General features: G+C 59.0%; 22 protein-coding genes and 1 pseudogene. 15 read left to right on the top strand and 8 right to left on the bottom strand.

Annotation, left to right across the window (positions count from 1 at the left end; translation table 11 throughout):
• Nucleotides 1-158 precede the first annotated feature (158 nt).
• The gene (locus RBH71_RS23730) at nucleotides 159-1,067 is read left to right on the top strand and encodes a DMT family transporter (RefSeq protein WP_003513692.1); all 909 of its coding nucleotides are present in this window, start codon (nucleotides 159-161) and stop codon (nucleotides 1,065-1,067) included.
• Nucleotides 1,068-1,157: 90 nt separating this feature from the next.
• On the opposite strand, the gene RBH71_RS23725 is transcribed toward RBH71_RS23730, so the two are convergent.
• On the bottom strand, nucleotides 1,158-2,636 hold the full coding sequence (locus RBH71_RS23725; RefSeq protein ID WP_003513690.1) for a DEAD/DEAH box helicase: 1,479 nt from the start codon (nucleotides 2,634-2,636) through the stop codon (nucleotides 1,158-1,160).
• Nucleotides 2,637-3,101: 465 nt separating this feature from the next.
• Between RBH71_RS23725 and RBH71_RS23720 the strand changes: the two genes are divergently transcribed.
• The gene (locus tag RBH71_RS23720; protein ID WP_323687528.1) at nucleotides 3,102-6,800 is read left to right on the top strand and encodes a response regulator; all 3,699 of its coding nucleotides are present in this window, start codon (nucleotides 3,102-3,104) and stop codon (nucleotides 6,798-6,800) included.
• A 33-nt stretch (nucleotides 6,801-6,833) separates the two neighbouring features.
• Here the strand turns inward: RBH71_RS23720 and mnmD are convergent, their stop codons facing one another.
• On the bottom strand, nucleotides 6,834-7,577 hold the full coding sequence (gene mnmD / locus RBH71_RS23715) for a tRNA (5-methylaminomethyl-2-thiouridine)(34)-methyltransferase MnmD (protein WP_003513687.1): 744 nt from the start codon (nucleotides 7,575-7,577) through the stop codon (nucleotides 6,834-6,836).
• Here mnmD and RBH71_RS23710 point away from each other — a divergent pair.
• The 9 genes from RBH71_RS23710 (at nucleotide 7,576) to RBH71_RS23670 (ending at nucleotide 13,542) form a co-directional block, all read left to right on the top strand.
• A complete protein-coding gene (locus RBH71_RS23710) occupies nucleotides 7,576-8,802 on the top strand; it encodes an FAD-binding oxidoreductase (protein WP_323687527.1) in 1,227 nt (408 codons plus the stop codon). The two genes, mnmD and RBH71_RS23710, sit on opposite strands and share 2 nt — an antisense overlap.
• Nucleotides 8,803-8,895: 93 nt before the next feature.
• Nucleotides 8,896-9,603, top strand: coding sequence for a DUF1045 domain-containing protein (locus tag RBH71_RS23705; RefSeq protein ID WP_003513684.1), 708 nt, complete (start codon nucleotides 8,896-8,898; stop codon nucleotides 9,601-9,603).
• Between the two features lie 209 nt (nucleotides 9,604-9,812).
• Complete coding sequence (gene puuE / locus RBH71_RS23700; RefSeq protein WP_003513682.1) at nucleotides 9,813-10,736, top strand: allantoinase PuuE; 924 nt, start codon at nucleotides 9,813-9,815, stop codon at nucleotides 10,734-10,736.
• Entirely contained in the window at nucleotides 10,736-11,233 is a 498-nt protein-coding gene (gene uraD / locus RBH71_RS23695) for a 2-oxo-4-hydroxy-4-carboxy-5-ureidoimidazoline decarboxylase (RefSeq protein ID WP_003513681.1), read from the top strand. The genes puuE and uraD overlap by 1 nt, the downstream gene beginning before the upstream one ends.
• A gap of 53 nt (nucleotides 11,234-11,286) precedes the next feature.
• Nucleotides 11,287-11,577 carry a nucleotidyltransferase family protein gene (locus RBH71_RS23690; protein ID WP_003513679.1) on the top strand — a complete coding sequence of 97 codons (291 nt, stop codon included), beginning with the start codon at nucleotides 11,287-11,289 and terminating at the stop codon, nucleotides 11,575-11,577.
• Entirely contained in the window at nucleotides 11,574-11,936 is a 363-nt protein-coding gene (locus tag RBH71_RS23685) for a DUF86 domain-containing protein (RefSeq protein ID WP_003513677.1), read from the top strand. The genes RBH71_RS23690 and RBH71_RS23685 overlap by 4 nt, the downstream gene beginning before the upstream one ends.
• Nucleotides 11,937-11,939: 3 nt before the next feature.
• The gene (locus RBH71_RS23680) at nucleotides 11,940-12,440 is read left to right on the top strand and encodes an ureidoglycolate lyase (RefSeq protein WP_003513675.1); all 501 of its coding nucleotides are present in this window, start codon (nucleotides 11,940-11,942) and stop codon (nucleotides 12,438-12,440) included.
• Nucleotides 12,437-12,793 (top strand): hydroxyisourate hydrolase, encoded by a 357-nt coding sequence (gene uraH / locus RBH71_RS23675; protein ID WP_003513673.1) that lies wholly within the window; start codon nucleotides 12,437-12,439, stop codon nucleotides 12,791-12,793. Before RBH71_RS23680 ends, uraH begins: the two co-directional genes overlap by 4 nt.
• Before the next feature lie 5 nt (nucleotides 12,794-12,798).
• On the top strand, nucleotides 12,799-13,542 hold the full coding sequence (locus RBH71_RS23670) for a metallophosphoesterase family protein (protein WP_003513672.1): 744 nt from the start codon (nucleotides 12,799-12,801) through the stop codon (nucleotides 13,540-13,542).
• 3 nt (nucleotides 13,543-13,545) lie between these two features.
• On the opposite strand, the pseudogene RBH71_RS23665 reads toward RBH71_RS23670, so the two are convergent.
• Nucleotides 13,546-14,824, bottom strand: a pseudogene (locus RBH71_RS23665) (serine hydrolase).
• A gap of 190 nt (nucleotides 14,825-15,014) precedes the next feature.
• On the opposite strand from RBH71_RS23665, the gene RBH71_RS23660 reads away from it, so the two are divergent.
• Complete coding sequence (locus RBH71_RS23660; protein WP_080580904.1) at nucleotides 15,015-15,599, top strand: TetR/AcrR family transcriptional regulator; 585 nt, start codon at nucleotides 15,015-15,017, stop codon at nucleotides 15,597-15,599.
• Entirely contained in the window at nucleotides 15,596-15,940 is a 345-nt protein-coding gene (locus RBH71_RS23655; RefSeq protein WP_019565161.1) for a DMT family transporter, read from the top strand. Before RBH71_RS23660 ends, RBH71_RS23655 begins: the two co-directional genes overlap by 4 nt.
• Before the next feature lie 203 nt (nucleotides 15,941-16,143).
• Here RBH71_RS23655 and RBH71_RS23650 read toward each other — a convergent pair whose 3' ends face one another.
• Nucleotides 16,144-17,277, bottom strand: coding sequence for an alpha-hydroxy acid oxidase (locus RBH71_RS23650; protein ID WP_003513664.1), 1,134 nt, complete (start codon nucleotides 17,275-17,277; stop codon nucleotides 16,144-16,146).
• A 148-nt stretch (nucleotides 17,278-17,425) separates the two neighbouring features.
• On the opposite strand from RBH71_RS23650, the gene RBH71_RS23645 reads away from it, so the two are divergent.
• A complete protein-coding gene (locus RBH71_RS23645; protein WP_323687526.1) occupies nucleotides 17,426-18,040 on the top strand; it encodes a hypothetical protein in 615 nt (204 codons plus the stop codon).
• A gap of 19 nt (nucleotides 18,041-18,059) precedes the next feature.
• On the opposite strand, the gene RBH71_RS23640 is transcribed toward RBH71_RS23645, so the two are convergent.
• The 3 genes from RBH71_RS23640 to puuD form a co-directional block, all read right to left on the bottom strand.
• Complete coding sequence (locus RBH71_RS23640; protein ID WP_323687556.1) at nucleotides 18,060-18,770, bottom strand: sulfite exporter TauE/SafE family protein; 711 nt, start codon at nucleotides 18,768-18,770, stop codon at nucleotides 18,060-18,062.
• A gap of 209 nt (nucleotides 18,771-18,979) precedes the next feature.
• Nucleotides 18,980-20,290 carry a guanine deaminase gene (gene guaD, locus RBH71_RS23635; protein WP_003513659.1) on the bottom strand — a complete coding sequence of 437 codons (1,311 nt, stop codon included), beginning with the start codon at nucleotides 20,288-20,290 and terminating at the stop codon, nucleotides 18,980-18,982.
• Nucleotides 20,287-21,549, bottom strand: coding sequence for a urate hydroxylase PuuD (gene puuD / locus RBH71_RS23630; protein WP_003513658.1), 1,263 nt, complete (start codon nucleotides 21,547-21,549; stop codon nucleotides 20,287-20,289). The genes guaD and puuD overlap by 4 nt, the downstream gene beginning before the upstream one ends.
• A 558-nt stretch (nucleotides 21,550-22,107) precedes the next feature.
• Here puuD and RBH71_RS23625 point away from each other — a divergent pair.
• Nucleotides 22,108-22,446 carry a hypothetical protein gene (locus RBH71_RS23625; RefSeq protein ID WP_003513656.1) on the top strand — a complete coding sequence of 113 codons (339 nt, stop codon included), beginning with the start codon at nucleotides 22,108-22,110 and terminating at the stop codon, nucleotides 22,444-22,446.
• Here the strand turns inward: RBH71_RS23625 and RBH71_RS23620 are convergent.
• Nucleotides 22,422-23,348 carry a LysR substrate-binding domain-containing protein gene (locus RBH71_RS23620; RefSeq protein WP_003513655.1) on the bottom strand — a complete coding sequence of 309 codons (927 nt, stop codon included), beginning with the start codon at nucleotides 23,346-23,348 and terminating at the stop codon, nucleotides 22,422-22,424. The two genes, RBH71_RS23625 and RBH71_RS23620, sit on opposite strands and share 25 nt — an antisense overlap.
• Nucleotides 23,349-23,563: the final 215 nt, after the last annotated feature.

The raw sequence follows: 23,563 nt of genomic DNA, 5'->3' as shown, positions 1-23,563 counted from the left end.
CGCTGCAATCACCGGTCTGTCATTGAAGCCCCGCATGGCTGGTACCGTGCGGGGCTTCATGCTTTTGAAGCGGTGGAAACTTCGGCCGTCACCGAAGCATAGATGCTTGTTTTCGGGTTAGGAACGGTTCATCCTGAACGCAGTTGGAAAATTGATCCGTGACCAGTCAAAACCCTATCGCCCGCGAATTGCTGCTGCTTGCCCTGTTGTCCACTCTGTGGGCAGCATCCTACACTTTCATCAAGATCGGGGTGGAGACCATACCACCGCTGACCTTCATTGCCGCAAGAACCCTGATTGCCGGTCTGTTGCTGCTGGCGGTCATTCGCCTGCGCGGGCTGCGGTTGCCGCGGGATTTCGCGACATGGCGGCTCTTCTTCGTTCAGGCCTGCATCAACAGCGTGTTGCCTTTCACGCTGATCGCGTGGGCGGAGCAGAGCATCGATGCCGGTCTCGCCGTCATCCTCAATGCGACGACGCCGATCTTCACCTTTCTTCTCACCGCGCTGATCATCCGGCATGAACAGGTCAGCGGGCGCAAGCTGTTCGGCACCGTTGCGGGCATGACAGGTGTCTGTCTCATCATCGGTCTGGATGCGTTGAACGGGGCGGGTGAGGCGCTGTGGAGCCAGATTGCCGTGCTGACTGCAGCCTTTTCCTACGCCTGTGCCGCCATCTTCAGCAAAAACTTCAGGGGTCTCGATCCCGCTATGCCTGCCGCCGGCTCGCTGATCTGCGGCGCCGTGCTTCTGCTGCCGGTGAGCGTGATCGTTGACCGGCCCTGGACATTGTCGCCATCTCCGGCGTCGCTCACCGCACTTGTGTGCCTCAGCGTCTTTTCAACCGCGCTCGCCTTCATGGTCTATTTCCGGCTGATGCAGACGCTCGGTTCGGTCGGTACCACGTCGCAGGCGTATTTGCGGGTTCCGATCGGTGTCGCCATTGGCATGGTGTTTCTTGGAGAAGTGCCGACGCCTGCAATGTGGGTGGGTCTTGTCTGCGTGATTGCCGGGGTGCTGGCCATGACCCTGCCGTCGCGGCGCAGGTCTTTGGCGCAGGGCGGTTGAGAGCAAAAGAAAACCCCGCAAGCCTGCGCTTGCGGGGTTTGAAGGTAAACACGCGATACCGGGGAATCGGCTCGCGCAGAGTTAAGTTACTTAGCGGTTACGGCCGCGATTGCCGTTTCCGTTGCCGGAAGCGCGCTTTTCCTGACCGTTGCCGCCAGCAGGAGCGTGACGGTTGCCACCGCTGCCGCCGGGCTTGCGGGCAGGGCGGCGCTGCTTGCGAGGGCCGGCCGGGCGACCTGCGTCACCTTCCGCCGTCTTCACGCGCTTGAAGTCTGACGTGACTTCCAGATCATTGTCCGCATCACGCGGGGCGTGGTGACGCGAGGGACGGGGCTCGCCATTGTGGCGTCCGCCTTCGCGGGGTCCACGCGGCTGGCCGCCATTGTTGTTGCGACCACGGTTGTTGTTGTTCGGGCGCGTCGGGCTGGCAAGACCGGCCGGACGTTCACCGGATGCAACCGGGATATCGATCTTCATCAGCTTTTCGATATCGTGCAGCAGACGTGTTTCGTCCGGTGCGCAGAACGCGATGGCAATGCCGTCGCGGCCGGCACGGGCGGTACGGCCGATGCGGTGGACATAGGCGTCGGGCACTTCCGGCAGGTCATAGTTGAAGACGTGCGTCACGGCCGGAATATCGATGCCGCGGGCAGCGACGTCGGTTGCGACCAGAACCTTGATCTCACCGTCCTTGAAGCCCTTCAGTGCCCGCTCGCGCTGGCCCTGGCTCTTGTTGCCGTGGATGGAAGCGACCTTGAAGCCGATATGTTCCAGATGCTTGTAGAGCTTTTCCGCGCCGTGCTTGGTGCGCAGGAAAACGATCGAGCGGCCATCCGGGTTTTCGTTGAGCGACTTCTTCAGAAGGTCGGTCTTGTCGTTCTTGCCGGCGACGAAATGCACGTACTGCTCGACCTTGTCGGCGGCCTTGCCCGGAGGTGTTACCTCGACCTTGATCGGGTCCGTCAGGAAGTTGCTGGCAAGCTCGGAAATCGCCTTCGGCATCGTTGCCGAAAACAGCAGGGTCTGGCGCTTGGCCGGAACCATCTTGGAAATCTTGCGCAGATCGTGAATGAAGCCCAGATCGAGCATCTGGTCGGCTTCATCAAGCACCAGATAGGTGACCTTGGAAAGCGAGATCGCGTTGCGGGCGATGAGGTCCAGCAGGCGACCGGGTGTCGCCACCAGGACGTCCGTGCCTTTTTCGAGCTGAAGCTGCTGCTTGTTGATCGACGCGCCGCCGACAACCTGGTTGATGCGCAGCGGCGTCTTCTTCACGAAGGAGCGCAGGTTTTCGCCGATCTGGTTCACCAGTTCGCGGGTCGGTGCAAGGATGAGGGTGCGGGTGGTGCGGTTTGCCGGGCGGTCGGCTTGCTTCATCAGCATTTCGATGATGGGCAGGCCGAATGCTGCCGTCTTGCCCGTGCCGGTCTGTGCGAGGCCGATGAGATCACGGCCTTCAAGCAGCAGCGGAATGGCCTTTGCCTGAATGGGGGTGGGGGTTGTGTAGCCGAGCTGGGTAACGCTGGCCACAATCTTTTCAGAGAGGCCGAGTTCGCTAAAACTGGTCAATAGTAATGCCTTTCGGGGCGCCAAAAACCAATCGTCCGGAGCAGTTGCTGCTGTCCGGCGGTTTCGGCGTCAAGAACCCCGCGTGAATTGGGAACTTGTGGGTTGGAATAACTTTCTGCGCATCAGTGCGGCAAAACGCCGTCTTCTGTATTCGTTGCGCTTTTCCTTCATGCGGGCCAAGTCATCTTGGTCATGTGCTGCAGCTCACGCGGCTGCCGAAGGTGAAAGCTTGACCGGCATGTGGGCGTTTTATGGCGTAAAGTCAAGCAATAGTTTTGTAACGCTGCCGTCTCGCGGCGCATGGCTGCCATGCAGAAGGCAGGCTGGCGATTACCGGCGCGGCGCGGAGGCTCGCGAATAATTATGGTTAAAAAAGGGTAAAGCGACCATTCCGCACATAGCAAATAGCGGTTTTCTCACATAACGTTTTTGCAACGACGTCTGGAAATATTTGATTCGACAAGGATGGAACTGCACGGTGTGGAGTATCGCTTGACCCAAGGATGCGGGTTGCTGGAAAAAGCTTACGGGGCAATCGCCGCCCTGGATTTGCCCGCGTGCATCAAGGACAGCGAGCTTCGCTACCTCATGGTCAATGCAGCCTATGGCCGGGTCATGGGGCGTCCGCCCGCCGCGTTCACGGGCCACACGAGCCTTGCCCTTTCCGCCGATATTCGCGATGCCGAGCGTGAGGACAGGGAGCGCCGCTCGCTGGTCTTTGCCACGGACGAAGTGATTTCATGCCATGGTGCAGCGTCTTCAGGGCCTTACAAGCTGCGTTGCGAACGTTTCACCGGCGATGACGGCAGTCTGTTCCTGTTTGAGGTGTTCGAAGAGGCGCCCTCTGTCGTGAAGGGTGTTTCGGACGGCGGCAGCGCCGACCTGCTGTTCGACAGCGGCGTTATCGACCTCATCGATGCCGGCATCGTGATTTATGACCGTGAAAACCGGCTCGTCTATTGCAATGCGCGTTTTGTGGAATTCTACAGTGATTTCAACCTCCAGCTAAAGCCGGGCACCCGGCTTGAGACGCTGATGGAGGCGGTCTATTTCTCGAGCGGCTACCGCAGCGTGAAATCGGACGATCCGGATTACCAGGCATGGCTGCAGAAGCAGTTGCGGGATTTTTCCCTGCCCTATCTCGAAAGGGTGGAGCAGTTTGCCGATGGCCGCTGGGTGCGTATGGTCAACAAGCGGCTGGAAAACGGCATGCTGGTGGGGCTTCGCGTCGATGTGACGGAGTTCAAGGCGCATGAGACCCTGCTTAGCAAGCAGATCCGCGAGACCTGGCTGCTACGCGCCGCGCTTGAGCAATTGCCCGTGGGCGTGTTCCTGCGGGACCAGGACAGGCGGCTGACCTTTGCCAATGCGGCCTTTGAGAAATTCCGGGGCGGCAGCCTCGCCGACTATTTGGGCAAGACCGAATGCGAGATGTTTCCGGAGGAGGGCGCAGAGTTCCAGCGGGAAAACGAGCATATCCTGCAAACCGGAGAGGCGATTGAAAAGACGGGAACCATTCCGCTTTCGGATGGCGGCGCCGTTCCGGTCATAACCCGGCTCGGCCGGGTCACGACGCCCGATGACGAATATTATCTGGTGGGTTCAGTCACCGATGTCAGCCTGCTGAAGGAGCGGGAAAATGCGCTGATCGCGGCGCAGGCGCAGGCCGAAGCGCTGCATCGCCAGTTCGAAACGGTTCTTCATGCCCTGCCGGTTGGCGTACTGCTCCTCAACGCGGATCTCGTCATCGAATATGTCAATCCGTGCTTCGAGACGTTATGGGGCGAAATCGGCGGCGAGAAGTCGCTTGTCGGCAAAAGCTATCGCGAATTCATGGAGGCGAATTTCGAAAGCGGCCTTTATGACTATGGCGATATACCCTTCGAGGAGCTCTACAACCAGCGCGCAGAACGGCTGCTCAACGACAAGGTCTTCACGCCGCGCGAGGTGCGCAGCAAAAGCGGCAAGGTCACCGTCATTTCCAAGACCCGCCTCGACGGCGGAAAAATCCTCAGCACCTATGCCGATGTGACCGACGTGCGCATGCGCGACGCCGAGATCAGTGAGGCAAAGGCCGAGCTTGAGCGTGTCGGCGAATATATGCAGGGTGCCACGCGCGCCATGGCGCAGGGGCTGGTGCTGGTCGAGCAGGGAACCATCATCATGTCCAACGAGGCTGTGGCGCGAATGTTCGATGTGCCGCCGCAGCTGTTGGAAAAGGGCTGCAACTGGTCGGGGTTCTTTGCCCATTGTGCCGGGCGCGGAGATTTTGGCACCAAAGAGGAGGCGGCCGCGACGCTGACCGCCTGGAGAGAGCACATAGCCGCCAACAGGCCGTTCTCCTGGCTGATCCATATTGCCGGAAAGACGTGGCTCAATCTGGAAGCGACCAACAGTTCCGGCAATTACTGGCTCATCATCGTCACCGACGTCACCGAGATGAAGATGCGCGAGGAGGAGTTGCAGCGGCTGCTTTCCCGCGCGGAAGCGGCAGATCGCGCCAAATCTGAATTCCTTGCCAATATGAGCCATGAAATCCGCACGCCGATGAATGGCGTGCTCGGCATGGCGGAACTTCTGGCCAAATCCAATCTGGATACACGCCAGAAAACCTTCACCGATATCATCGTCAAATCCGGCAATGCGCTCCTGACGATCATCAACGACATTCTCGACTTCTCCAAGATCGAGGCCGGGCAGATGAAGCTGCGCAGCGTGCCTTTCGATCCGCCGGAAGCGGTGGAGGATGTGGTTTCCCTCCTGTCCTCAGCGGCGCTGGAAAAGAACATAGAACTTGTCGTCCGGATCGATCCGTCGGTTTTCGGCAAGGTCATGGGGGACGCCGGGCGGTTCCGCCAGGTCGTCACCAATCTTGTTGGAAACGCCGTCAAGTTCACGGAAATGGGGCATGTGCTGATCGAACTTTCGGCGCAGTCGGCGGAAGCGTCGGAGACCATTCTGTCGCTGCGCGTCGAAGATAGCGGCATCGGCATTCCCGCAGACAAGCTCGAAACCATCTTCGACAAATTCAGCCAGGTCGACGGCTCAGCGACGCGGCGGCACGAGGGAACGGGATTGGGACTGGCGATCACGGTCGGTCTTGTCGGTCTTTTCGACGGTACGATCAATGTGGTGAGCGAAGTCGGCAAGGGATCGACCTTCGAGGTCAATATTCCGTTTCACGTTACGGAAAAACGGCGCGACGCTCCGCTTCTTGCCATGGCGATCGAGGATATACGCGTACTCGTCATCGACGATAACGACGTCAATCGCCGCATATTGACGGAGCAGTTGAAGACATGGGGTATCGACGGCCATGCTGTGCAGGACGGGCCATCAGGCATTGCCGTGCTGCAGGAGGCTGCATCCCTCGGTTTTACCATCGACGCCATCATTCTCGATTATCACATGCCTGTTATGAACGGGCTGGATGTGGTCGAGCGGATCAGGGCGGATAGTCGTTTCGACGATATCGCAATCGTGTTCTTGACGTCTATGGATGTCGTAGGTGACGAGAGCCTTTTCACCGATCTCAGCGTGCAGGCGCATCTGATGAAGCCGGCGCGGGCGCGTCTGTTGCGTTCCACCCTGTTCGATGTGGTGCGGGATGTGCGGCAGAAGCGCGCCCGGCAGGATCCGCAGGGGCTGGGCTCAGGTGGCAGCGATGCGCCGGTGCGGCCAGACAATGGCCCCACGGACAAGAAGCGGCGGGTTGTGTCACCTCCGACGATGGTTCCAGACCGACGCCGACCCTGCCTTGTGGATGTGCTGGTGGCCGAGGACAACGACGTCAACCAGATCGTCTTCACCCAGATATTGCAGCAGGCGGGTTTGCGGTTCCTGATCGTCGGCAATGGCAAGAAGGCCGTTCAGGCGTGGGAGGAGCACAATCCCGCCGTCATCCTTATGGATGTGTCGATGCCGGTGATGAACGGGCATCAGGCGACAATGGCAATCCGCTCCGCCGAACAGGCGGCTGCCGACGGCCGGCATGTTCCGATCATCGGCGTTACCGCGCATACACAGGACGCGGACCGCGAGCTCTGCATCGCAGCAGGCATGGATGATTATCTGTCGAAGCCCATCAGCCCCGAAATTCTCGAGGACAAGATCGCGCAATGGCTGGGAGACGCGATGCCACGCCGCGACGTGCCGACCGCCTGACAGTGAAGGCCGGTTGCTGCTGTGGGAGCCGCCTCAGCGGGATGGCTTGGTGCCGCACAGCATCTCACGCTTTCCGGCAAACCCTTTGCGGCGCTCCAGTTCAAAACCGGCGGCGATGAGGTTGCGGCGGACGAAGCCAGCGGCGGCATAGGTGGCGAATGTGCCCCCCGGTACCGTTTTGCCGAACAGCGTCTGCATGATTTCCAGCGACCACATGTCGGGATTGCGGGCAGGGGCGAAACCGTCCAGAAACCAGGCGTCGAAGCCTTCGCTTCTGCCGGAAATGCCGGTGAGCGCTTCGCCGCACACCACTGTCAGGCGCGTCTGGTCGTCCAGTTCGATATCGACCTCGCCTTTCGGGTCCGCCGGCCAGCGGGCGACCAGTGCCTTGCGTTCGGTATCAACTTCCGGCCAGCGGGAAAGCGCCCGGTCGATCTCGTCCGCCTTCATCGGGTAGAGTTCGAAGGACATGAAATGCAGCTTGGAGTGACCGTTGCGCACCTCTTTCCATTGACGCCAGGTCTCGCAGAGATTGAGACCGGTGCCGAAGCCAAGTTCGCCGACGCGGAAGATGCTCTCTCGCTCAAGCCAGCGCTGCGGCAGGCCGTTTCCGGACAGGAAGACATGGCCGCATTCCAGCCTGCCATCCGTCTGGCAATAAAAATGATCGTCAAAGGCCAGCGAATAGGGCATATCCCCCTCACGCCAGTCGAGCGCGGCGGGCGGATTGTCGGCTGCCGAACCGATATCTGCGGTGTTTTCCTTGGAATGTGTCATGACTAATGCCGATAGTCCCGCTTTCAGATCTGGTCAATCACCAAGATTGCGGGCACCAAGATTGCCTGGCTCGGTGCCGCTCCTCATCGTCGGTGGCGGCATCATGGGGCTGTGGGCTGCCGTCAAGGCAGAGAGGATGGGCATAAACGCCCTGCTGCTGGAAGCGGGCCGTCTTGGAGATGGTGCAAGCGGCGGGCTGTTGGGCGCACTGATGCCGCATATGCCGGACCGCTGGTCGGACAAGAAGCAATTCCAGTTCGACGCTCTCGTTGCGCTGGAAAAACAGATCGCCGAGTTGGAAGCCGAGACCGGGCTTTCCGCCGGTTATCGGCGCTGCGGCCGGATCATTCCCCTGCCGAAACCACATTTGCGCAGCATTGCCGAACGGCACGAGCGGGATGCCGGGGAAAACTGGGTTTCAGACGGGCGCCGGTTCCACTGGCATGTCGGTGACAGCCCTTCCGTTACCGGATGGGTGGACGATGCGGCGGGACAAGCGGGCTTCGTGCTGGATACGCTGGCCGCACGGGTTTCTCCCCGGGCGATGATCGCCCTTCTGTCGGCTTTCCTCCGCAACGCCCGGTATGTGCGGGTGGCGGAACAGTGCCGCGTCGTCTCGCTCGATCCGGATAAAGGGCGGGCGGTGCTGTCGTCGGGCGACGAGGTCGCCTTCGATCATGTCATCGTCGCGAACGGCCATGGTTCCTTCGCGCTGATCCGCGATGCCATCGGTCTGGAACCCGGCATTGTGCTTGGACAGGCGGTGAAGGGGCAGGCCGCCCTTCTGGATGCTGCGGCCGATCCGGCCATGCCGGTCGTGTTTCTGAACGGTCTCTACATCGTGCCGCATGAGGATGGCACTGTCGCCATCGGCAGTACCAGCGAAGATTGTTTTTCCGATCCATTCAGCACCGACGAAAAGCTGGAAAAATTGCTCGCGGATGCATGCGCCGTGGTGCCGTCGCTTGGCCGTGCGCCGGTGATCGAACGCTGGGCCGGGTTGCGGCCGAAGGCGGTTGGACGGGACCCGATGGTGGGTACACTTTCCGAATATCCGCGGCTCGTGGCGTTATCGGGCGGCTTCAAGGTCAGCTTCGGCCTTGCCCACTATCTTGCAGATGCTGCGTTGCAGGCCGTGTGTGGCCACACGCCGGACGTGCCTTCCGGTTTTCGCCTTCAAGAACACGTGAGTATTGCCGTCCGGACTTTAGAAACTTCTGATTAGTTTGGTCCACGTCGTTAATCTGTCACGCAAATCGCTTACTTGCTGGCCTGCAAAGAGCCCCGTTTGGCCGCATTTGCGGCGAGGTGATAGCGCATGCGATACGCCATCCATTTCACGCCTTCCCCCAACGACCCGCTGACGCAGGCGGCTGCCGCGTGGCTGGGACGCGATGCCTATTCAGGCCATGCGGTGGAGCCGCCGGGCACGATCGATCTCGGCATGCAGGAGATTTCCTACCATACCGCCCTGCCGCGCCGTTATGGTTTCCACGGCACCATAAAAGCCCCGTTCCGTCTTGCCGAAGGTCATTCCGAGGCCGCGTTGTTGCGCGACCTGATGTATTTTTCCGGCAGGCAGGACCCCTTCACGCTGCCACAACTTATAGTAGCGCGGCATGACAATGTCTTCAGCCTCGTTCCCGAGCGTCCCTGCGAAGTGCTGAATTTTTTCGCAGCCCGTGTGGTGCAGGAATTCGACCGCTACCGCGCGCCGCTCTCCGAGGCGGAAATCGAGCGGGCGGATCCCGACCGGCTTTCGGCTTCGCAGCTGACCAATCTGCATCGCTGGGGCAGTCCGCATGTGATGGACGAGTTCCGTTTTCAGATGTCGCTGACGGGCGGTGTCGAGCCTTCCAGCAGCCAGAGGATCGAGCGTGCCGTGCGCAAGGTTTTCGAGCCGCTGCTCACCCGGCCTCTGTCATTTTCCAGCCTTGCGCTTTTCATCGAGGATGAACCCGGCGCGCCTTTCCGGGTGCATTCGCTGCATCCCATGGGTCGTGTTTCCGCCCGAAAGATCGCCTGAGAAGCGCCCCACAGAAATCGTACACAAAAAAGCATCGGAATGTCGGCAAAATTGCTCTCGACATTCCGAATGCGGATGCTACCGTCCGTGCATCGCATGTCTGAAGCGTGTCGTGTTTACCCGTTCCGGGCAGACACCTTCGGATGGTTGTTTTGCTCATGTCTTCCAGAAGCGGGTTCCGCGTCGGGAGAGGTGTTTTGGGTGGCTGAATGATTTCCGAGAATTACTCCCGCAATCTGGTGGGCTACGGCCGCAATAGTCCCGATCCGAAATGGCCGGGCGGCGCACGCATCGCCGTGCAATTCGTCATCAATTACGAAGAGGGCGGCGAAAGCTGCATTCTCGACAATGACAAGGCGTCGGAATCGCTGCTGTCGGAAATCGTCGGCGCGCAGCCGTGGCCGGGCCAGCGCAACCTAAACATGGAATCGATCTACGAATATGGCTCACGCGCCGGTTTCTGGCGGCTGTGGCGCATGTTCACCGATCTTGGCGTCACCACAACTGTTTATGGCGTGACCGCTGCCATGGCGCGCAACCCGCAAGCCGTTGCGGCAATGAAGGAAGCGGGTTGGGAAATCGCCAGCCACGGTTATCGCTGGCTGGAATACAAGGATTTTTCCGAGGAGGAAGAGCGCAAGCATATTGCCGAAGCCGTGCGCCTGCATACGGAGCTGACGGGCGAGCGCCCCTTTGGCATGTATCAGGGCAAGCCTTCCGACAATACGTTGCGTCTCGTCATGGAAGAGGGTGGTTTTCTCTATTCGTCCGATTCCTATGCCGACGATCTGCCCTATTGGGTGAAGGGATTGCAGGATGAACCGTTCCTGATCATTCCCTACACGCTCGACACCAATGATATGCGTTTCGCCACGCCGCAGGGTTTCAATTCCGGCGACCAGTTCTTCGCCTATCTGAAAGACGCTTTCGACGTTCTTTATCAGGAAGGGCTTGAAGGCGCGCCGAAGATGATGAGCGTCGGCCTGCATTGCCGTCTCGTCGGCCGTCCCGGCCGCGCCGCAGCCCTTCGCCGTTTCATCGAATATGTGCTGGGCCATGAAAAGGTGTGGATCCCGCAGCGTATCGAGATCGCTCGTCACTGGCATGAAAACCACAAGCCGGGAACGCTCTGATGCTGACGCGGGATGAATTTGTCAGCCGTTTCGGCGGTGTGTTCGAACATTCGCCTTTTATCGCCGAACGGGCCTATGATGTTGGAGGCGCAGGTCTGGAGTTAACGGCGAAGGCGGTTCATGGCGGATTATGCGCGCAGTTTCGTGCCGCCTCCGAAGCGGAACGGCTGGGTGTTTTGCGCGCGCATCCTGATCTTGCCGGCAAGCTCGCAATAGCAGGTGAGTTGACCGCCGATAGCCGCAATGAACAGGCGGGCGCAGGGCTCGACCGGCTTTCGCCCGAGGAGCATGCGCGCTTCACCGAGCTGAACTCCGCCTATACGCAAAAATTCGGCTTTCCATTCATCATTGCAGTCAAGGGGCTGAACAGGCACGATATTCTCTCCGCCTTCGAGACGCGTATCGGCAATGATGCGGCGACAGAATTTGCGACGGCGACGGCGCAGGTGGAAAAGATCGCCTGGCTGCGCCTTTCCTCGATGCTGCCCGAGGGTTGAATTGGCGAGCGGCGGTCGTTCCGCTATACTCGTGCTATCTGGAGATTGAGGCCATGAGACCCTCCGAGGTGCTGGAAAAGAACAGGGAAGCGATCCGCGAAGCAACGAAGCGCTTCAACGCGGCAAACCCGCGCGTGTTCGGTTCCGTCGCCCGTGGCGAAGACAGGCCGGACAGTGATCTGGATATTCTGGTGGATGCGTTGCCGGGGACCACTCTGTTCGATCTTGGCGGATTGCTGGAGGAACTGAAGACTATCCTCGGTGTCGAGGTTGACGTCGTCACCTCAGGCGGCCTGCACTCGGATATCCGGGCGCGTGTTCTGATGGAAGCCAAAGCAGTATGAGTACGGATCGACTTCTGCTCTACCTGAAGGAGATGGATGTTGCCGCCTCCCGAATACGGGATTTCATTCAGGATATGGATGAGGCCACTTTTTCTTCCGATACGCGAACCCAGATGGCGGTGATGATGTGCCTTGCCCTGATTGGCGAGGCGGTCGCAAAACTGGACAAACATTACCCCGCGTTTTTACAGCAGCACCCGGAAATCCCCTGGATAAAGATGAAGGGTATGCGCAACTTGATAGTGCATGATTATTTCCGGGCGGAACTCTCGGTGGTCTGGAAAACGATAACGCAGAGCATTCCGGATTTGCAGGCGCGTCTCTCACTCCTCCGAAACTGGCATGCCCAAGGTGAATGACATTTGACTGATTTTCTCGAGATCAAGCCTCTCACCAAAGAGGCGTTCGCATCCTTCGGTGATGTGATCGAAATTACACCCTCTTCCATGCGCCACATCAATGGCGGCCAGACCGAACGGCATCATGCGCTTGCGGCACCCGAGGCAGCGGGCGAGGGTGCGCGCATCATCCTCAATATTTTCCGCGGACAGCCGCGTACCTTTCCCCATACAATCGAGATGATGGAGCGGCATCCGCTCGGCAGCCAGAGTTTCTCGCCGCTGTCCGGCAGGCCTTTCCTTGTCGTCGTTGCCGAGGACGAGGGCGGCAAGCCTGGTCGGCCGCAGGTTTTTCTGGCGTGCGGGGATCAGGGCGTGAATTACCGCCGCAACGTATGGCATTACCCGTTGATGCCGTTGCAGGCGATTTCGGATTTTCTGGTTGCCGATCGCGAGGGGCCGGGCAACAATCTGGAAGAGCATTTTTTCGATGCGCCCTACATGATCGCGGAGCCCAGCCTATGACCGGTTTGACCACTCACGTCCTCGATGCCGCCCATGGCACGCCCGCCGAGGGGCTGACGATCGAGCTTTACCGGCTCTCGGGTGATCGTCGCGAGAAGATTAAGACGGTTAAGACCAATAGCGATGGCCGCGTTGATGGCGGGCCGCTACTTGTGGGCGACAGTTTCAAGGCCGGGGAATACGAGCTGGTTTTCCATGCGGGCGATTATCTGCGTGGCAAGGGCGTCACCCTGGCGGAACCCGCCTTTCTCGACATCATCCCCATCCGTTTCGGCATTGCCGACGAGAGCGGCCATTACCATGTGCCGCTTCTGCTTTCGCCCTATAGTTACTCCACCTATCGAGGAAGCTGACCGCCATGATCTTTGCCGCCATTGCCGATATTCATGGAAACTGCGCCGCACTGGAGGCCGTGCTTGAGGATATCGCGAGGCTGGGCATCAAGGACATCGTCAATCTCGGCGATTGCTTCAGTGGTCCGCTGGAAGCGGGTTTTACCGGCGATGTGCTGGTTGGCAACTGGATACCCAGCGTTCTCGGCAATCATGATCGCGAATTGATCGAGCGCGCGCCGGAAGAGATGGGCAGCTGGGAGAGGCCGGCGCATGCGCAGCTGACCGCCGCGCATCTGGACTGGCTGCACACCCTGCCGTTCAGCATGGTGTTCAAGGACGTCGCCTATTGCTGCCACGGCTCGCCGCGCGGTGATCTGGAGTACTGGCTGGAGACGCTTTCGACGGAAGGGGTGCTGAAATTGCGACCGCTTTCCGAAATCGAGGCCATGGCTGATGGCATCACCCAGCCGCTGATGCTTTGCGGCCACACACATATCGCCCGCACCGTGCAGCTCTCCGATGGCCGCCTGATCGTCAATCCCGGCAGCGTCGGCTGCCCCGGCTGGAAGGATGGCACGCCGTTCGACCATCATGTCGAAGTCGGTCATCCGCTTGCCAGCTATGCCGTGCTGGAAGAAACCGCACGCGGCTGGCAGGTCTATTTCCGGCAGATACGCTACGATAATCTTGCCATGGCCGAGATGGCGAAGGTCAACGGCATTCCGTATCTGGCCGATGCGTTGGAAAACGGTTGGCTCAAGCGGTAGAACTTACCCTTCGCTGTTCATGACAACGCAGGCATAAGACTGCGCCTTCAACTCCTTACAGGCGGAAACCGCCGAAGACTGGTCTTCAAAGCCGGTAAAGCGGGCGCGGTAGAGCGTTGCCGATCCGCTTTGCACCGCTTCGGTATAGGGCGCGATGCCGGAGTAGCTGCCGGCGATGTTGGAGCGCGCATTGGCGAGCAGCGAGCGGGCGGCAGCTTCGCTGTCGGTGGCGGCGATCTGTACTTCCCAGCGGCTGCGCTGGCCGGTCATTTGTGCAGCGGGTGCGGGTTTCGGAATGGCAGAGACCTGGATCATATCCGCCATCTGGCTGTTCGCCGTGGCGATCTGCATGGCGATCGGATCGGCGCGACGCTCGGCAAACATCGGTAGTGGTACTGCTGCCGGAGGGACGGCTGCGGGCGGCACATCGAAGGTGCGGCTGACATTGGTGCTTGCCACCAGCTGTTCGGTATTACGGTTTCTCGAGGCCTGCGGCATCGCCTTGTCCAGCAGAGCAGCCATCTGCGCATCGCGGCTGCGCGCGGTCTTGCCGCCCAGCACGACGCCAACGACACGGCGGCCATTGTGATTGATGGCGCTGACGAGGTTAAAGCCCGACGCATTGGTGTAACCGGTCTTGATGCCGTCCATGCCCTGATAGCGATACATCAGATTATTGTGGCCACGGATGCGCTTGCCCCGGAAGCTGAAGGATTCCATGGCAAAGAGGCCGTATTCTTTCGGAAAGTCGCGCTGCAGCGCAAGTCCGAGTTTCGCCATGTCGCGCGCCGTCGTCACCTGCGATTTGCTGGGCAGGCCGGAGGCGTTGCGGAAAACCGTCTTGGTCATGCCAAGCTGGCGGGCCTTACGGGTCATCATCTGCGCAAATTGTGCCTCGGACCCGCCGAGATGGTCGCCCATGCCTTCCGCCATGTCATTGGCGGATTTGACGATCATGCCGTAGACGGCTTCGCGCACCGTAAACGTCTGGCCCTCACGCACATAAAGCTTCGAGGGGATGACGGCTGCGCCGTTCCTGGACATCCTTATCTTCTGGTCCCAGCAGAATCCGGCCGGCGTGCAACGCCTCGAAGGTCATATAGAGCGTCATCATCTTGGTCAGCGATGCCGGGTGGTTCAGCACATCGGCGTTCTGCGCGGCGAGGACCTTTCCGGTATTGGCATCCATGATGAAATGGGCATAACCGGCCTGCGCAGGCGATGCCTGCAATGAGAGGATCGCGCAAAAGAAGGCGAGTGCGAATACCCATGCGCCCGCCATTCCCCGTTTGATCGTTCCCGACATGGTCCACCCCTTTATGTTCGATCGCCGCGATGGGCGAAGTTTTACTGACACTTTCCGGCAACAAAACCGCTAAAACTTTAGAGATCGCTTTCATGCTTAATTAAGTATGAAATTCAAGTCGGCCGTCGCCCTCACAATTTCCTTGCAAAGAAACCAACCATCCGGTATGTTTTTGACCATGACAAATGCACATGAACGCAAAAAGCAGCCTGAGATCGTGCGCCGCAATCTTCTCGATTGCGCGGCGAAACTCGCTGCCGAGCAGGGGGTTGCGGCGCTTTCCGTGCAGGCAGTGGCCGATGCCGCCGGGGTGACGAAGGGTGGGTTGTTTCATCATTTTCCCTCCAAGCAGGTGCTGCTGGAAGCGGTGATGACTGACCTTCTGGCGGCTCTGGACACTGAGATCGACGACCTCATCTCACAGGATTGTGAAGCTTTTGGGAGCTTCACAAGGGCCTATGTGAACGCGGTTTTCTCGGATCGGGGCAGGGATTCGGGCAGGCAATGGGCAGCGATCTCGGTTTCCATGGTCGGTGAACCGTCGCTTCGGCGCATGTGGAACAGCTGGATTGAGGGGCGCCTTGCCCGTCATAAAGAAACGGATGACGGGGTGGTCCCGGAGATGGTGCGGCTTGCGGCTGACGGCATCTGGTTTGCCGATCTACTGGCCGACGACGGTAAAGCGGGTGGCGACAGGGCGGCTCTGAGGGCCCGGATGATCGCCCAGACGAAAAAGGAAGTGGAACGATGAACGCGGCTGTTTTGACTTATGGGGCGCTTGTCGCGGCTATCGTCTGCGAGGTCATCGCAACTTCCTTTCTGCAGCAATCGCAGCAATTCACCAAGCTGTTGCCGACGGTGCTGATGGCTCTGTTTTACGGTGCGGCCTTTTATCTCCTGTCGTTCACGCTCCGGGCGCTGCCGGTCGGCGTTGCCTATGCGATCTGGAGCGGGCTTGGCATCGTACTCATTTCCAGCATTGGCTATTTCGTGTTCCGCCAGACGCTCGATATTGCTGCGGTGGTTGGTCTTGGGTTCATCGTGACCGGGGTGGTGATCGTCAATGTGTTTTCGAAGACGATTGGGCATTGAGCGGACTTCTCCACCTCATTCCTGTGCTTGTCACAGGAATCCAGCGGGCGCGCGTCTGCGCGACGAGAATAGTCATTTCAGCCCAAGGGCTTGGGCTCGCTGGATCCCTGTGACAAGCACAGAAATGAGGGAGGCGACGTAAAGGCGATATTCTTACCGAAGCATCGGCTTCGATCTTTACGTTGTATGCCGTGTCGTCACCATCACGCCAGAATGCTGCGGTCGACGTCCGTAATCAGCCGCTTCCCGCAAAGCGCCATGCTGATATCCATTTCCTTGCGGATGATCTCGAGCGCCGTCGTCACGCCCTGCTTGCCATCCGCGCCGAGGCCGTAGAGGAACGGGCGGCCGATGTAGGTTCCCTTGGCGCCGAGTGCTACCGCCTTCAGCACGTCCTGGCCGGAGCGAATGCCGCCGTCCATATGCACCTCCACCCTGTCGCCAACGGCATCGACGATCCTCGGCAGCATGGCGATCGAGGAATGCGCGCCGTCGAGCTGGCGACCGCCATGGTTGGAGACGATGATGGCGTCCGCGCCGGTATCGAGCGAGGCGCGCGCATCTTCCTCGTCAAGGATGCCCTTGAGTATGAGCTTGCCGCCCCAACGCTCCTTGATCCATTCGACATCCTTCCACGACAAGCGCGGATCGAATTGCTCGGCCGTCCAGGAGGAGAGCGACGAGAGGTCGGAGACGTTCTTGGCGTGGCCGACGATATTGCCGAAGCTGCGGCGTTGCGTGCGCAGCATGTCGAGGCACCATCTTGGCCGTGTCGCCATCTGCCAGATGTGTTTCGGGGTGAATTTCGGCGGGGCGGAGAGGCCGTTTCGCAGGTCCTTGTGGCGCTGGCCGAGAATTTGCAGGTCGAGCGTCAGCACCAGCGCCGAGCATCCCGCTGCCTTCGCCCGGTCGATCAGATTATTGACGAAATCCCGGTCCTTCATCACGTAAAGCTGGAACCAGAAAGGTTTGGAGGTGACGGAGGCGACATCCTCGATGGAGCAGATGCTCATGGTGGAAAGCGTGAAAGGGACGCCGAATTCTTCCGCCGCTTTTGCCGCCAGCATCTCGCCATCGGCATGCTGCATGCCGGTTAGTCCAGTGGGGGAGAGCGCCACCGGCATCGAAACCTTCTGGCCGATCATTTCGGTGGCGAGCGACCGGTCGGTCATATCCACCAGCACACGCTGGCGTAGCTTTATCTTGGAAAAATCCTCCTCATTGGCGCGGTAGGTGCCTTCCGTCCAGGCGCCGCTATCGGCATAGTCGAAAAACATCTTCGGCACACGGCGCTGAGCCTGTTTCTTCAGGTCCGCTATGGTGAGGATTTTGCCCATGGATAAAGCCTTCACATTTGAATGATGGCTTCACATAACATGGTAATCGCGTTTACGCGATGGCAATCGTCTTTGCAGCAGTGCTTTTTGCACTCGCAAATGGCTAGGAATTATGCTTGAAATATACTGTATTTTGATAATAATTCAGATGGTTTCTCAAGTAATATCGTATTTTAATATGTTAAATTATTTACTCAGATTATTTAGCGCAGTTCTTATTTCGCCCGCGATTGTTTTCGCCGCCGAGTGCCCCTCCGGTAAAAATGATGGAGATGAGTTTGTTCTTGCCCACGGTCAGGTGCGCAGCGAATTCAGGCGATCCGGACCGATCGTCTTGGTGGAGAATGATTTTCAAGGCGCAGGCAAACAGAGGCTTTTTCTCTTTCGGGGGTTAATCGAGCTGGCGCGTTCGGGCGATGACGGCAATTACAGCCAGCACTTTACGTCAAATCTGGAAGCGTTCTGGCCTCTGAAAGTTGGCGCTCGACGCACTTTTGAATTTCTGCCGCTCGAAACTACCAAAATCGAGGATAAGTGGTCACTGACCCTTGCAGTTACGAAGCGGCGCGCCTTTCCGATTAAATTCTGCAATTATGAGGTGTTTTATGTGACCTACGACATTCGTAAAAACGGCAAAGAGGAAGAACGATGGACAGCGGTTTATTCGCCGGATCTGCGCGCCACGGTGGCGAAGATTTACGATGAGGGGACGGAAGACGAAGAAATTGTCGCCTATAATTTGATTGCGCCTCTGAAGCGGTGACGGTTCGACTGCGCTTGAATCAGCTCCAGAATGCTCGCAAAAACAGCTCAGCCCCAAGCAATAGCAGGCAGATTAGGAACCAGCGCCTGAATGTCGCGGGAGTGACGATGCGGCGGATATTCTGACCAAGCCACATGCCGAGAAGCGCTGGCAGGACGGCGAGTGCGGAAAGCGACATGTGCTCGACGCGGAAGGCGTCCTGAGAGGCAAGGCCGGCGGCAAGCGCAACGGTGGAAACGGTGAAGGACAGGCCAAGCGCCTGCACGAGATCGTCGCGGCTGAAGCCAAGCGACTGGATATAGGGCACGGCGGGGACCACGAAAATTCCGGTGCCGCCGGTCAGAAGGCCGGTCGCCAGCCCGACGGCCGGGGAGAGTTTCGGTTCCAGCCTTGCGGGAACGGCGAAGGGCTTTGCAAGAAGGCTGTAGGCTGCGTAAGCCGCGAGGCACAATCCGAGCGCCGAGGTGGTCCAGACGCCGGTGCCTGATGTCATCAGCCGGATGCCGAGAAGCGTGCCGACGGCAATGGCGATCATCATCGGCCATAGTCGCGAGACGATCGCCTTGAAATCGGGTCCGGCCAGCAATTGCCAGATATTGGTGATGAAGGAGGGCAGAATGAGCAGGCCAGCGGCAACGACCGGCGGCATGAAAAGGCCGAGAACGCCCATGGCAACGGTAGGCAGGCCCATGCCGGTGACGCCCGCGACGATGAATGTGGCGACAATCATGAGCGTTGTGGTTGTCTCAAAATCCGGCACGGCGCACTCCAGAGGTCATTCGCATTTCGGCTGACTTGGGCTGTCAGGCGATCATATGAAGCGGGCGAGTGCGGCCTGTTTCTTTTCCCGGCGGGGAGAGAAAAACAGGCGACGCCCGCTCGTTTCAATATGTACTGATATAGATGAGGCCACGACCTGATGTTTCGGCCTAAACCGAACTATGCAAGCGCGCTTTTCATCGCCTTGCCGGTGACGTAGGTCTCGACGACTGTGCGGTCGTCGCCCATGGTCAGCATCAGGAACAGTTCTTCGGTCAGGCTTTTCACCACTTCCATCTTAAGCGCCATGGCGGGCGTGGAAGAGGCGTTGAGAACCGTGATGTCGGCATCCGTGCCGGCGTCCAGCGTGCCGATGCGGTCGACCATGGAAAGCGCTTCGGCATTACCGCGCGTCATCAGATACCAGCTTTCCAGCGGGTTCAAACGCTCGCCCAGCAATTGCTGGATCTTGTAGGCCTCATCCATGGTGCGCAGCATGGAATAGCTCGATCCGCCGCCGATATCGGTAGCAACCGCAATACGAACAGGCTTTTCGCGCCGTTGCAGCTTTTTCATCGGGAAGAGGCCGGAGCCGATGAAGAGGTTCGATGTGGGGCAATGCACGGCGACCGCACCGGTTTCCGACAGCACGTCCGCCTCACGTTCCGAGAGGTGGATGGCGTGGCCGAGCAGGGTCTTGTTGCCCATCAGGCCGTAACGCACATAGATGTCGGTGTAATCGGTCGCTTCCGGGTAAAGCTCGCAGGTATATTTGATCTCGTCCAGATTTTCGGAAAGATGCGTCTGGATGAAGAGATCGGGAAATTCCCGCGCCAGCGCCTGGGCTGCTTCCATCTGTTTCGGCGTGGAGGTGATGGCGAAGCGAGGCGTGATGGCGACGTGGTTGCGGCCCTTGCCGTGCCAGTCGGCGATGACGGCCCGGGTCTCGTCATAGGAGGTTTCCGGCGTGTCCAGCAGGCCCTGCGGGGCGTTGCGATCCATCATCACCTTGCCGCCCACCATCAGCATGCCGCGCTTCAGGGCCTCAGTGAAAAACGCATCGGCTGAGGTCTTGTGCACGGAGCAATAGGCGACAGCCGTGGTGGTGCCGTGGCGCAGAAGCTCATCGTAAAAATGTGTGGCGATGCGCTGGGCATGCACGCTTTCGACGAAACGGCATTCTTCCGGGAAAGTATAGGTATTCAGCCATTCCAGAAGGTTCGCGGCATAGGAGCCGATGACCTGCATCTGCGGGAAATGCAGGTGCATGTCGATCAAGCCCGGCACGATGAGATGAGGGCGGTGGTCCTTCTCCTCGATGTCATCAGGTGCCTGCTTGCGAATATCGGCATAGTCGCCAATGGCGGCGATCTTGCCGTTTTCGATAAGCAGGCCGCCATCCTCGATGTAGAGATAGCTTTGCGTATCGTCGATTGCGAGCGGCGCGCGGCGGAAGCTTAACAGGCGGCCACGCAGCAGAACCATGCTCATTCGGTTTTTTCCTTGGCGTCTTTGCCCGCAGAAACGGCGCTTTCATACCATGCGGTCAGCACTTTGCGCTCCTGCGGGGTGATGGCGGTGATGTTGCCGGGAGGCATGGCATGGCTGCGGCCGGCTTGCAAATAGATTTCGCGGGCGTGTGCGGCGATCTGCGCGTCGGTTTCGAGCTTCACCGATTTCGGCGTGAAGGGCACGCCTTCCCACACCGGCTCGGCGGCGTGGCACATGGAACAGCGGCCCTGAACGACATCACGGGCGCTCGCGAAATGGGCGTCGCTGACGAATTGCTGCTGCATCGGCGAAAGCGTTGCCGCCTTCTGTTCTTCTTCGCCAGTCAGCACCTTCGGCACGGTGGAAAGCCACATGATGACGATGAAGATGAGCGCGGTCAGCAGCCAGGTCCATGTCGGCTTGCCCTTGCGGGCATGGGTGGTGTTGAACCAGTGGCGAATGGTGACGCCCATCAGGAAGACAAGTGCTGCGATGATCCAGTTGAACTCGGTCGCAAAGGCCAGCGGATAATGGTTCGACAGCATGAAGAAGATGACGGGCAGCGTCAGGTAGTTGTTGTGCAATGAGCGCTGTTTGGCGATGCGGCCATATTTCGGGTCCGGCGTGCGCCCGGCGATCAGGTCGGCAACCACGATCTTCTGATTGGGAATGATGATGAAGAACACATTCGCCGACATGATGGTGGCGGTAAAAGCGCCGAGATGCAGGAAGGCGGCGCGGCCGGTGAAGACCTGCGTATAGCCCCACGCCATCGCCACCAGCGCGACGTAAAGCACCACCATCAGGCCCCAGGTGTTGTTGCCAAGCGGCGATTTGCAGAGGAAATCGTAAAACAGCCAGCCAACAGCAAGCGATGCCAGCGACAGACAGATGGCCTGGAACTGGGTGAGCGCCAGCACCGAATGGTCGATGAGGAAAAGGTCGGCGCCGCCGTAATAAACGATGCACAGCATGGCGAAGCCGGACAGCCAGGTGATGTAGCTTTCCCATTTGAACCATGTCAGGTGTTCGGGCATCTGGGCCGGGGCGACCAGATATTTCTGGATGTGGTAAAAGCCGCCGCCATGCACCTGCCACTCCTCGCCATAGGCCCCCGGCGGCAGATGCGGCCGTTTGACCAGCCCAAGATCGAGCGCGATGAAATAGAAGGACGAGCCGATCCAGGCGATGGCGGTGATGACGTGGAGCCAGCGGACGGCAAAGGCCATCCATTCCCACGCAATGGCATATTCGTACATTCGGTTCCCCTGATCCTTGTGCAGCGCACCTTGCGAGAAATTTGACCGTTAGGAAAGGGAAAAGCAAACACCGCACCATGATTGTTCACAATCCCGTACGCTCGTGTCCACAACTTTGGCGCAGGCGCGGCGACGCCCCGCTTCCGGCCCCGTCCAATCGTCAAGGAGCCGTTCTGCCGCTGAGTTTGTGCTTAGCTGGCTAACGCGACTCAGCTATTATCCGCTGAGCAGTCTGCTGATGTGCAAAACTATTGGGCTGCGGGGCCTTGGAGCGACCTGCGTCCGAAAGGACGCTTCGAAGGGCACTCTGACACATTTATGTTGCGCATGTTCTTTCCGGTTTTCGGTCAGAGGCGCAGGGCTTCAATGACATGTTTTTCGCTGGCGGTTCATTCCGAAAGCGGGTGCTGCGAACCCTGGGGGCGGGGGGCAGATCAGGGGCAGGTGTTGCAGTTCCCGGTGCCGTTGCGTCCGGGTATGCGTTGATGCTTGGATTTTGAATGAAGTGACGCAATGACCTTCCGGCAGCCGCCGTTGTTTTCAACGGAGACCGTGCCGATGCGCCTTGTTCTGACAGTTCTTTTCCTGCTGATGGCGTTTAACGCCACGGCGCTTGCGCATGAATCCCACAAGGGGTTCAAATATGAAAGCTACTGCTGCAATGGCGACGCCGAAACCGGCGATTGCCAGATGATCCCTACGCGAAGTGTTCGTGTCACGCAGGATGGTTACGAGGTCTCGCTTGCGCCCGGCGATCATCGTCTGGTGACGCGGCGCCATGTCTTCAGCTGGTCGCAGCGTGAGGCAAGACGATCCGAGGATGGAGAATATCATCTCTGTCTGTTCCCGGACGAGGACACGCCGCGCTGCTTTTATGCGCCTGATATGGGGTATTGAGATGTTTGCGGCCGGTTTTCGTCGATCCGCTTCAGTATCCAGTCGCGAAACAGCCTTATCTTGCGAATGTTCCTGCGGTTTTCAGGGTAGACGAGCCAGTAGTTCTTACCTTCGTTGCTGAGGTGCTCGAAGGGCTGATAAAGGCGGCCGAGGGCAATCTCGTCCGCATAAAGTTCAGGGGTGAGCATGGCTACCCCCTGGCTGGCAATTGCCGCTGCGGCTTCGAAAGCCTGCACGCTGAGGCGGCTGCGCGGATAACGGTCGAGGCCCGGATTTTCGATGCCGACTTCCCGGAACCATTGGCTCCACCAGATGTCACCCGGATCGATGATGCGCAGGCGCAGAAGATCCTCCGGCTTTTTCAATCCACCGATGCTTTCGGCAAGGTTCGGATGCAGCATCGGCGTGTAAACGCCCCGCAGCAACTGATGATAGATCAGTCCTTTGCCATCGTCGCTGCTCCAGCGGATGGCGACATCGCAATCGGACTGCGTAAAATCGATCAATGCGCTTGATGTGTCGAGCCGCACGGCGATCGAGGGATGTTCAAGCTGGAAAGCTCCCAGATGCCGCGAAAGCCAGCGCGATGCGAAGGTCGCGGTGGAGTGAATTGTCAGGGTGGTGTCAGAGGTGTCACGGACATTGTCGACGGCCTCCCGTAAAGTGTTGAAGGCTTCCGCAACTTTCGGCGCCAGTTTCTGCCCGGCCTCGGTCAGCACAACCTGCCGCGCCTTTCTGATGAACAGCGGCTCGCCAACATTCTCTTCCAGCAGTTTCACCTGATAGCTGACCGCCGTCTGCGTCATGCCCAGTTCCTCACCGGCCTTGGTGAAGCTGAGATGCCGGGCGGCGGCTTCGAACACGCGCAGGGCATTCAGGGGGAACTGGCGGGACATTTTCATGGATAAGTTCTCTTTATGCCAACTGCCAAAGGTTTCATTGGTTTTTATCCGGAAAACAGAGCATTTTTAGCTCAATTCATCAACTGAGCTTCTGACATTTTTTAAATGGAGACGAACATGCGCACAGCACTCTTGCGCGCGTGGTCCCGCCTGCGCGCGGGTCTGCGGACCGCGGAACGGTTTTCCCTTGAAAGCCTTCGACCGGATAATCTGGT

The sequence above is a fragment of the Rhizobium sp. AN68 genome (genome assembly GCF_030758035.1).
GTDB classification, from domain to species: Bacteria; Pseudomonadota; Alphaproteobacteria; order Rhizobiales; family Rhizobiaceae; genus Agrobacterium; species Agrobacterium tumefaciens.
The sequence above is the reverse complement of the archived record's forward strand: the minus strand, read 5'-3'. Positions and strand labels throughout refer to the sequence as shown.